The organism is Corynebacterium tuscaniense DNF00037, from assembly GCF_000759055.1.
In the GTDB taxonomy this organism is placed as follows: Bacteria; Actinomycetota; Actinomycetes; order Mycobacteriales; family Mycobacteriaceae; genus Corynebacterium; species Corynebacterium tuscaniense.
This window is the reverse complement of the sequence record NZ_JRNG01000062.1, coordinates 1-7,939: the sequence shown is the minus strand read 5'-3', so window position 1 is coordinate 7,939 and position 7,939 is coordinate 1. Positions and strand designations below refer to the sequence as shown.

The 7,939-nt window shown below is 58.4% G+C and carries 11 protein-coding genes; 8 read left to right on the top strand and 3 right to left on the bottom strand.

Translation table 11 applies throughout. The annotated features are described in order from the left end of the window. Positions 1–37: 37 nt before the first annotated feature. Positions 38–1,024 carry a pseudouridine synthase gene (locus tag HMPREF2129_RS10195; RefSeq protein ID WP_034666286.1) on the bottom strand — a complete coding sequence of 329 codons (987 nt, stop codon included), beginning with the start codon at positions 1,022–1,024 and terminating at the stop codon, positions 38–40. Here HMPREF2129_RS10195 and HMPREF2129_RS11190 point away from each other — a divergent pair. The 4 genes from HMPREF2129_RS11190 (at position 1,023) to HMPREF2129_RS10180 (ending at position 3,294) form a co-directional block, all read left to right on the top strand. Further along, positions 1,023–1,169: a hypothetical protein gene (locus HMPREF2129_RS11190; protein ID WP_170253123.1), complete on the top strand. Its 147-nt coding sequence runs from the start codon at positions 1,023–1,025 to the stop codon at positions 1,167–1,169. The two genes, HMPREF2129_RS10195 and HMPREF2129_RS11190, sit on opposite strands and share 2 nt — an antisense overlap. A gap of 85 nt (positions 1,170–1,254) precedes the next feature. Further along, complete coding sequence (locus tag HMPREF2129_RS10190) at positions 1,255–2,157, top strand: universal stress protein (RefSeq protein WP_034666284.1); 903 nt, start codon at positions 1,255–1,257, stop codon at positions 2,155–2,157. Between the two features lie 172 nt (positions 2,158–2,329). After that, entirely contained in the window at positions 2,330–2,596 is a 267-nt protein-coding gene (locus HMPREF2129_RS10185) for a GlsB/YeaQ/YmgE family stress response membrane protein (RefSeq protein ID WP_034666282.1), read from the top strand. Positions 2,597–2,655: 59 nt separating this feature from the next. Then, positions 2,656–3,294, top strand: coding sequence for a TetR/AcrR family transcriptional regulator (locus tag HMPREF2129_RS10180; protein ID WP_034666280.1), 639 nt, complete (start codon positions 2,656–2,658; stop codon positions 3,292–3,294). On the opposite strand, the gene yidC is transcribed toward HMPREF2129_RS10180, so the two are convergent. Continuing rightward, positions 3,233–4,387, bottom strand: coding sequence for a membrane protein insertase YidC (gene yidC / locus HMPREF2129_RS10175; RefSeq protein ID WP_034666279.1), 1,155 nt, complete (start codon positions 4,385–4,387; stop codon positions 3,233–3,235). The genes HMPREF2129_RS10180 and yidC overlap by 62 nt on opposite strands. A gap of 58 nt (positions 4,388–4,445) precedes the next feature. Between yidC and HMPREF2129_RS10170 the strand changes: the two genes are divergently transcribed. Together HMPREF2129_RS10170 and HMPREF2129_RS11185 are read left to right on the top strand one after the other, a co-directional pair. Continuing rightward, positions 4,446–5,216: a class E sortase gene (locus HMPREF2129_RS10170; RefSeq protein WP_232218150.1), complete on the top strand. Its 771-nt coding sequence runs from the start codon at positions 4,446–4,448 to the stop codon at positions 5,214–5,216. A 5-nt stretch (positions 5,217–5,221) separates the two neighbouring features. Then, positions 5,222–5,392: a hypothetical protein gene (locus HMPREF2129_RS11185; protein ID WP_034666277.1), complete on the top strand. Its 171-nt coding sequence runs from the start codon at positions 5,222–5,224 to the stop codon at positions 5,390–5,392. Here HMPREF2129_RS11185 and HMPREF2129_RS10160 read toward each other — a convergent pair. Beyond that, entirely contained in the window at positions 5,373–5,909 is a 537-nt protein-coding gene (locus HMPREF2129_RS10160; RefSeq protein WP_034666276.1) for a DUF2020 domain-containing protein, read from the bottom strand. The genes HMPREF2129_RS11185 and HMPREF2129_RS10160 overlap by 20 nt on opposite strands. Between HMPREF2129_RS10160 and HMPREF2129_RS10155 the strand changes: the two genes are divergently transcribed. After that, on the top strand, positions 5,908–7,152 hold the full coding sequence (locus tag HMPREF2129_RS10155) for a sensor histidine kinase (RefSeq protein WP_034666275.1): 1,245 nt from the start codon (positions 5,908–5,910) through the stop codon (positions 7,150–7,152). The two genes, HMPREF2129_RS10160 and HMPREF2129_RS10155, sit on opposite strands and share 2 nt — an antisense overlap. Next, positions 7,149–7,787, top strand: a complete 639-nt coding sequence (locus tag HMPREF2129_RS10150) for a LuxR C-terminal-related transcriptional regulator (protein WP_034666274.1) — start codon at positions 7,149–7,151, stop codon at positions 7,785–7,787. Before HMPREF2129_RS10155 ends, HMPREF2129_RS10150 begins: the two co-directional genes overlap by 4 nt. Positions 7,788–7,939 lie beyond the last annotated feature (152 nt).

Sequence of the window (7,939 nt, the reverse complement as noted above, 5' to 3'; positions counted from 1 at the left end):
CAGTGGCGGAAGCCGCGTTAATTCTTGTTTCCGGGCTTCACCGGAACAGGGGTTCGGGAAGGGGCAGGTGGGAGTAGCCGCCCGTCGTAAAGCAGCGTGGAAGCTTGCTTACGGGATCGCGGAAAGCGAGTGCGACGGCGGTGAGCATCATGGGTTTGCCGAAGTCTTCGCCGGCGGCTGGTAACAGTTCGGGGTACACGCCGTCACCGTGGATGGGAACGCCAGCGATATTCATCTGGACGCGCAGCTGGTGGGTTCGCCCGGTCACGGGTTGAAGCAGGTAGCGCGCAGATCCTGGGCTGTCAGGGAGGGGCTCCACCGCGTTGAGATACGTCAGGGCGTTGGATTCCGCATCGGGAATGATGTGGGCGGCTAGTTCGCCCTCGTGCTTTTCAATGTGGTGTTCCCAGGTGGTGGGGGTGAGGCCTTTGTCGTCGGCAATTGCCTCATAGAGCTTGTCCACCTCGCGTCGCGCGAAGAGTTCCTGGTAGGCGCCGCGCAAGGAGGCGCGCTTGGTCAGGAGCAGCAGCCCAGCGGTCATTCGGTCCAGACGGTGTGCGGGTGTGAGCTCCTCATTTCCAGTGGCGCGACGCAAACGCACGGTGACGTTCTCCGTGATGTGGGAAGCGCGCGGCATGGTGGCCAGGAAGGGGGGTTTGTGCACGACGAGGATGCCGCTGTCCTCATAGACCGTGCGGATGGAATACGGGACGCGGGTCTCGGGGGCCGGACGACGGTAGAAGTAGATGTCTGTTCCGGGCTCAAGTTTTTGATCGGGGTCGACCGGAGTGGAGTCGGCGTAAACGACCTCTGCTTCCTTGAATCTTTCGGTTACGGCATCCTCATTGTCGTCGGGGTGTCTGTGCCGTTGGGTGGATATCAGATGCCAGACAAAGTCCCAGGCTTTAATAGGCTCACCGTCCGGGACGCGGGCGCGTGTTGCACCAAGTCCATTGCGGGGTGGCAAAGGTGGGTGGGTGTTCTGCTTCCGTATGTCCTTCACATGTACTAATTTATTCCACATGAACCTTGATGTGATTGTTGCCCAGCTTTCTCAGTTTTTCAGCGACGGGATTGGCAAGATCATTGCCGATCTCTTGTGGAATCTGTACACGATTCTGTACCCGGCAAACGCGCCCGCGGCACATGAGATTGAGATTCCTCGCTAGCTCGAAAGCGGTTGTCGTGGCCGGCGCTACAATGGGTGGTGTTCGGTGTTTATGCACATTCAAGCTGTAGCGGAAAGGCATGCTCATGACCCAGCAAAAGGCCGTTGTCGTCGCTGTTGATGGCGGGGATCCGTCGAATAACGCCGTCCGTTGGGCGGCGAACACTGCGAATAAGCGAGGGGTGCCGCTGCGTTTGGCGTCGTCATATACGATGCCGCAGTTCCTGTATGCGGAGGGCATGGTTCCACCGCAGGAGCTTTTCGACGATTTGCAGAACGAATGCCTCCACAAAATCGAGGAGGCAAAGAAACTAGCCCTCGAGGTTGCTCCTGATTTGGAAATCGGCCACACGGTGGTTGAGGGCTCCCCGATTGACATGCTGCTGGATATGTCGAAGCAGGCCATCATGATCGTGATGGGTTCCCGTGGCCTGGGTGGCTTGTCCGGCATGGTGCTGGGTTCCGTGTCTGCTGCTGTGGTGTCTCACGCGTCCTGCCCGGTTGTGGTGGTGCGCGAGGACAATGCGGTGACCGATGAGACCAAGTACGGCCCTGTGGTCGTGGGTGTGGATGGCTCTGAGGTTTCTGCAAAGGCAACCAAGGTGGCTTTTGAGGAAGCACAGGCCCGTGGTGCAGAGCTGGTTGCTGTGCATACGTATCTGGAGAATCAGGTGCATGAGCCTGTCTCTGGCGCCATCTTGGGGGATAACCAGTGGAAGCGTTTCGAGGAGGAGCGTGAGCAAAAGCTCGATGCTGCTCTTGCGCCGCTGTTGGAGAAGTACCCTGATGTGAAAGTGACCAAGGTGATTACGCGTGACCGTCCGGTTCGTGCCTTGGTGGATCAGGCGGAGAAGGCGCAGTTGCTCATCACTGGTTCTCATGGCCGTGGTGGTTTCAAGGGCATGCTGCTTGGTTCCACGTCCCGTGCGCTGCTCCAGGCTGCTCCGTGTCCGATGATGGTGGTGCGTCCGGAGATTCTGCCGCAATAGAGGATTCGCAACAGGCGTTTGACCGGCTATAAAGCTGAAACGTTATATAACCGTGGGTGATCCGTTGCCCACGGTTTCTTTTTTGATGGCACACTGGGGTAGTCAGTCCGTTTTGGAGCATTCTCTCCAAGCGGAGCGCAAAATAGTATTGGGTATTTAAGGAGTACTGATAATGACTCTTTCTATGGGTTTCATTGCTTGGATCGTCCTCGGCGGCATCGCTGGCTGGATTGCTTCGATGATTATGAACCGGGATGCGTCGATGGGCGTTATCGCTAATATTGTCGCCGGTATTGTCGGTGGTCTATTGGGTGGTTGGATTCTTTCCTTCTTTGTTGATGTTCAGAGCAAGGGCTGGTTCTTTAGTTTCCTGACCTGTATCTTCGGTGCGGTTCTTGTGCTGTGGATTCTGAATAAGGTTTCTGGTAAGCGCAATTAGGAACCTGTTTTTCTACCTTCCCGTTGAATGAACGTACCGGTTTGTCTATATTGAGGGGCGTGACCCAGGACAACGCCCCCACTTCGAAGAAGAAGACAACCAATCGTCGCCGCAACCGGCCAAGCCCACGGCAGCGTCTTTTGGATGCGGCGACGAAACTGTTCACGGAGGAAGGCATCCGCGTCATCGGTATTGACCGGATCTTGCGTGAAGCCGATGTAGCCAAGGCTTCGCTTTATTCCCTATTGGGCTCGAAGGACAACCTGGTTATTGCTTATCTCGAGCAGTTGGATGAGCAGTATCGGGCTCGCTGGCGGGAGATGACCGCCACGATGATTGACGCCGATTCAAAGATCCTGGCGTTTTTTGACTTGGCTATTGAGGAGGAACCGGCGAAGGATTTCCGCGGTTCCCCTTTCATTAACGCCGCTGCCGAATATCCGCGGCCGGAAACGGATTCGGAGCGAGAGATCGTGGCCACGTGTGTGGCACACCGCCAGTGGATGCACAGCACGATGACGGAGCTTCTGAACAAGAAGAACGGCTACCCTTCTGGTGAGCAGGCGAGCCAGCTGCTGATCTTCCTTGATGGTGGTATGACGGGTGCGCGAATCAGCCGAGATCAGGGTCCGTTGATTACGGCGAAGGATCTGGCGCGTCAGATGTTGTCGGTTCCGCCGCCGGATTATTCAATTTAGTTTCGGCTTCTTCCTTCCGTTTTTGGCGTTCCGCTTTGCGCTTTTCAGATTGAACCTTGCGTTTTTGCTTGGCCATGGATTTTTGGTGCGTTTTCTTCTCTTTGCGTTCGAGTTTTTCTGTTTTCTCTACTTGTTTGTTCTTGCGGTGAACGCGGAAGATGGTCCATGGGCGCTTCAGGGCGGCGAGGAGGCGGCGGCGGCGTAACTTGCGGGGCGCGGTGATGGCGCTGCGGGTGTTCAGGATGTGGTCGAGGTGCTGATCTTCAAGGGGAAAGCGGACGCACAGGGCGCACCACAGGATGATCGTTTGGATGAGTGTCCAAAGGTTACCCAGGAACCAGTACATGAGCAGGGCGATTGGGATGAGGCCGGTGGTGCCGGCGACGCCCAGGATGACGGGGATGACAAAGAGCATCCACCACATGAGGTTGTACATCTTGACGGACATCGGGGCGTCCCAATCTAGGTGGACACGCGAGCGTAGCTGTGAGACGAAGGTGTTGAATGTGGTGAAGATGATGGCGCTGATGAGCATTGGCATTGCCACTGCGCGGACTTCGGGGCTGGTGGTGCCTAGTGCCGCGAATTGTTCTTGGCTCATGCTCACGTAGGCAGGCAGTGGCACACCGAGGAAGGAGGCTTGGAGGAATCCGGCGATGTCATCGGGGGTGAGCAGGCCAATGTTGGTGCCGGTGCGGCCGTTTTCGGGCACGGACATCCATAGCAGGAGGCGGTAGAGGCCGAGGATGAAGGGAAGTTGGATGAGTGGCGGGATACAGCCTGTCAGGGGGTTGTAGCCGTAGTCTTTGTTTAGTTTTTTCAGTGCTTTTTCGTGCGCTTCAATGTCGTTCGCGTCGAGGGATTCGCCGTACTGTTTTTCTAGTTGGGCCTGTTCGGGGCGCATCATGAGCATAACGCGCGTGGATTTGAAGATGGACCAGTTGAAGGGGACCAAAAAGCCGCGCACTGTGACCACGAGAAGCACGATTGACAGTACCCAGGCGGTGTCCGGGGAGACGGTGAAAATGTCGGCGAGCAGCCAGTGCCAGAATTTCATTACCGCTGACACGGGGTAGACGAATGCTTCGATCATGGGCCTTCGTCTCTCCTCAAATAGTCACGACTAGTTGTTGCTGCGTTAATGTTAGGTCATGTCTTCTATGACGGGGAATACCGTGGATGCGCCTCGCCGAAAAGTCCGCGTGCAAGAGGTGATCGGTGAAGTGCTGCTCACCTTTGGTGTTGTGTTGTTGTTGTTCGCGTTTTATGAGGCGTACTGGACGAACCTTGATGCCGGCCGCAAGCAGAGCCATGCACAAGAGCAGCTTATCGACGATTGGAGTAACCCCCGCACCAACCACACCCCCGCCATCGGCGACGCTTTTGCCGTGCTGCGCATCCCCGCTTTCGGGCCGGATTACCAGTATGCGGTGGTGGAAGGCACTGATGACGCCTCGTTGTTGACGGGTCCGGGCCATTACTCTGAAAGCCAGATGCCGGGTATGCCCGGCAATTTCGCTTTGGCTGGGCACCGCGTGGGTAAAGGGGCACCTTTTAATGATCTGGGCCGGTTGAAGGCGTGTGATGAGATTGTGGTGGAAACCCGTGACAGCACGATCACGTACCGGTTGCTGCCCGTGGAGGCTGGTTCCGCTGAGGCTCGTCGTGCGGAACTAGCTGGGTGCCTGTCGGGACCAATGCTGGACCGCGTAGCATCGGGCGATTACGCGGGAGTGCAAGGCCGGCACATCACCCTCCCCTCGGATGTTGGGGTTGTGGCACCGCATCCGGGGCGCAATGACTCTGCGGAATCACCAGACCTGTTGCCTGTGCTCACCCTGACCACGTGCCATCCGCAGTTCTCCAACGCAGAACGCATGATCATCCACGCCATCCAAACCGATATGACTCCGAAGAGGTAACCGCTATGTACCGCGCACTGTGGAACGCCCTGCCCGGGCCATTTCCGTTGAAACTCCTGATCATCCTCGTGGTGCTTACTGCGCTGTTCTTCCTGCTCATGGAAGTGGTGTTCCCCTGGGTGGCCACCATGATGCCGTACAACGACGTCACTACAGCTATAGGTCAAGGTTGGTAATCGCTTCCTCCGCCACTGCCTGGGCCTTCACGGACTCGGCTTGATTGCTGCGCACAACTACGGCAACAGTTTCCTTGGATACGGCGTAGATGGCGCCGTCCTCACCCCCGGAGCGACCCCCGGACCAGCCGGCAGGGCTGTCCGCTAGGGAGGTGGAATCAACCGGGGCGGCACGATCAACCACGGCGCGGGCCTCGGCAACAGAGCCAGTGTGGTGGACCGTGACCTCCAATTGTGGCTCATCGCCGTAGGTCAAAAACACACAAGCCGGGGGATCGAAACGATCATCGGTGCCAGTCCCGGTCACGCGCTGGCCATTGGCCTGCTCCACAAACCCCACATCCAGATACGGGCAGGGGCCCGGGGTGGTGCTCAGGGGTTCTTCGGGGGGAAGGGAGATGGGGGAGGTTGAGGGGACGTCGATAAGCTCACTGCTTTCTTGCGACGTCTCATTTGGCGCGCACCCAGCTAAGGCAACGGCGGTGAATAGTAAAACAACGGGTAGGCTCCTCCACATGCCTTCCATGGTAACCGCCTTGAATGAGTCCGCCCCACCACCCGTCAACCGTGCTCTGGATACGGGCATTGCGGCGCTAACGGTGGCTATTTTGCTCGTCTCCCTCGGCGGCGTTGTGCAGATGAACCTGGAGCAGGGCGCGGTGCTTGTGCTGCTCATCGCTGTGTTTAGCTTCATGTACTTCTTCGGCGCGATGAACATGCGGGACCTCAACCCCACCGGACGCTTCCTCTGGCTAGCGGGCTTAAGCGGTGTGTGGGTTGTTGCCATGATGTTCACACCTATCGCTGTGTACTGGGTGTTTACCCTGTTTTTCCTGTACATGCGGGCGTTTAGTAACTGGGTGGGTGTCATCGGCGTAGTGGTCATGCTGGCCATCTCAGTCCTCTTCCAGGTGCCGCGTGGCCTCACTTTCGGTGGTGTGATGGGCCCGGCGGTGTCTGCGCTGGTGGTCGTGCTGATCACGTACGCATTCAACGTGATTGCGCGCGTGAGTGCAGAGCGCGAGGAACTCATTGAGGAACTGGTGACCACACAGAAAGCCCTCGCGCTCAAAGAACGTGAAGCGGGAGTTGTGCAGGAACGTCAGCGCCTCGCACACGAAATACACGACACGGTTGCGCAATCCATGTCCTCAATCCAGATGCTGCTGCACGCCGCCGAGCGCGACCTAGAAAAAACATCGCTTACCGACGAAGAATTGGCCGCCCCCCTGCGCCGCATCGAAGTCGCGCGCCGGTCTGCCTCCGACAACCTGGCGGAAACCCGTGCGATGATTGCTGCCTTGACCCCCGCGCCACTATCGGAGACCTCCCTCCCCGAGGCACTTGAGCGGATTGCTGCTTCCTTTGGCTATGCCGGCGACGTGGAATTTGAAATCACCACTGACGGTGACCCCCGCCAATTGCCCATGCGCCTTGAAGCAGGTCTGCTCCGCATCGCCCAGGGCGCGATGAGCAACGTGGTCAAACACGCCGGCGCGACGAAGTCCCGGGTGACGCTCACCTTTGCACCGGATGAGATCCGCCTGGACGTGGTAGATAATGGGCGTGGTTTTGATGTAGGTGCCGCGCCCCAGCGCCCCAGCGGCCTGGGGCACATTGGCATTGATGCCATGCGTACCCGCGCAGCTGAACTTGGCGGTGAGCTCGTGGTGGAATCCACACCTGGTGGACCGACCGCAGTGTCTGTCGCCATACCTGATAGTGGTACTATCAACCAAAAGATTGAGGAGGATACATGATTCGCGTCTTGCTTGCGGATGACCACGAAATTGTCCGCCTAGGCCTTCGCGCCGTGTTGGAAGAAGCCGATGACATCATCGTCGTCGGCGAAGTCGCCACCGCCGAAGGAGCCATTGCCACCGCCCAAGCAGGTGGCATCGACGTGATCCTAATGGACCTCCGCTTCGGCCCCGGCGCCCAAGGCGCCCGCTTGACGACGGGTGCAGACGCCACCCGCGAAATCCGCGCCACCATGGACAACCCGCCCAAAGTGCTCATGGTGACCAACTATGACACCGACGTGGACATCCTCGGCGCCATCGAGGCCGGTGCCGTTGGCTACCTGCTCAAGGACGCACCCCCGGAGGAACTACTCGCCGCAGTTCGCTCCACCGCCAAGGGCGATCCAGCAATGTCACCGATGGTCCGCGACCGCCTCCAAACCCGTGACCGCGCCCCGCGATCCTCCCTAACCCCGCGTGAGCTAGAGGTACTCCAGCTCGTCGCCGACGGATCCTCCAACCGCGAAATCGGCCAGCAGCTTATGCTCTCCGAGGCAACGGTGAAATCCCACCTCGTGCACATCTACGACAAGTTGGGGGTACGCTCCCGCACCTCCGCCGTGGCATCGGCGCGAGAGCAGGGAGTGCTGTAGTTTTCTAATCCTCGAGCATCGAGCATCGACTGCCCGGTTGATTCCGCGCCAAGTGTCTGGAAGTTTTTTCGGTTTGCAGGGAACCGGCCCGTTTTCGCTGTTCTTCGGTCTCCTGCGCGCGCTTCAGTGTGCGCACCCTGTGGATCGTTTCT